The organism is Roseomonas sp. E05, assembly GCF_030063475.1.
Classification (GTDB): Bacteria; Pseudomonadota; Alphaproteobacteria; order Acetobacterales; family Acetobacteraceae; genus Pseudoroseomonas.
On record NZ_JASIRT010000090.1, the window covers coordinates 1 to 1,340 of the forward strand.

A 1,340-nucleotide genomic window follows, 5' to 3' on the forward strand; every position below is an offset into this window, starting at 1 on the left:
CACAACCACGGCTTCCGCGTGCTGGGTGGCGTGCCGCGGCGCGGCATCTACGACAACATGCGCACCGCCGTGGACCGGATCGGCCCGAGCCGGGAGCGGCAGATCAACGCCCGCTTCCTCGCCATGGCGAGCCACTGCCTGTTCGAGCCGGAGTTCTGCAATCAGGCGTCGGGCTGGGGCGAGCCCTGGAGCGCCACTGGTCCAAGCGACAGGGCGAGCGGCCAGGTCGAGAAAAACGTCCGGGACGCCCGGCACCGGCTGTGGCAGCCCACGCCCCAGGTCGCCAGCCTGGAGGCGCTGAACACCTGGCTGGAGCAGCGATGCCTCGCCCTCTGGGAGGAGATCCCACATGGGGTGGAACCCGGCAGCATCGCCGCGGCCTGGCGGCAGGAGGTGGACTGTCTGATGCCGGTTCGGCGCGCCTTCGACGGCTTCGTGGATGAGCCCAAGCGGGTCTCGCCAACCTGCCTCGTGCACTTCGACCGCAACCGCTACAGCGTGCCCGCCTCCTTCGCCAACCGGCCGGTCAGCCTGCGGATCTATCCCGACCGCATCGTGGTGGTGGCCGAGGGGGCCGTCATCTGCGAGCACCAGCGGATCATCGAGCGGTCGCACCACGGGCAGGGCCGGACCGTTTACGACTGGCGGCACTACCTGGCCGTGGTCCAGCGCAAGCCCGGCACCCTGCGCAACGGCGCGCCCTTCGCCGAACTGGCGGAGGCCTTCCGGCAGTTGCAGCAACACCTGCGCGGTCGTCCTGGCGGTGACCGGGAGGTGGTGGAGATCCTGTCCCTGGTGCTCCAGCACGACGAGCAGGCCGTGCTGGTCGCCGTGGAGATGGCGCTGCAGGCCGGGGTCGCCAGCAAGACACACATCCTGAACCTGCTGCACCGGCTGACCGATGGCGCCGCCTCCCAGGTGCCGCCGATCGAGGCGCCTCAGGCCCTGGTGCTGGCGCAGGAACCCAAGGCCAACCTCGCCCGCTATGACAGCCTGCGCCCGAGGCAGGGAGGCCGCCATGCGTCATGACCCGGCGGCTGCCGCCATCACCATCATGCTGCGCAGCCTCAAGATGCACGGCATGGCGCAGGCCGCGGCCGAACTGACCGAACAGGGTGCGCCCGCCTTCCAGAACGCGATCCCCATCCTGTCGCCGTTGCTAAGGCCGAGCTCGCCGAGCGGGAGGTCCGCTCCATCGCCTACCAGCTCAAGGCCGCACGGTTCCCCACCTACAAGGACCTGACAGGCTTCGACTTCTCTGGCAGCCAGCTCAATGAAGCCCTGGTGCGCCAGCTTCACGCCGGTGCCTTCATGGACAGCGCCGACAACGTCGTACTGGT

1 protein-coding gene and 1 pseudogene are annotated in these 1,340 nt (G+C 69.4%); both read left to right on the forward strand.

Annotated features, from left to right (window positions below; translation table 11 throughout):
* Positions 1 to 1,029 (forward strand): Mu transposase domain-containing protein (locus tag QMO56_RS26780; RefSeq protein ID WP_408906560.1); only part of this gene is annotated, 1,029 nt, incomplete at its 5' end.
* Positions 1,019 to 1,340 (forward strand): annotated as a pseudogene (locus tag QMO56_RS26785) (ATP-binding protein); the annotation flags it as partial. The gene QMO56_RS26780 and the pseudogene QMO56_RS26785, both read left to right, overlap by 11 nt.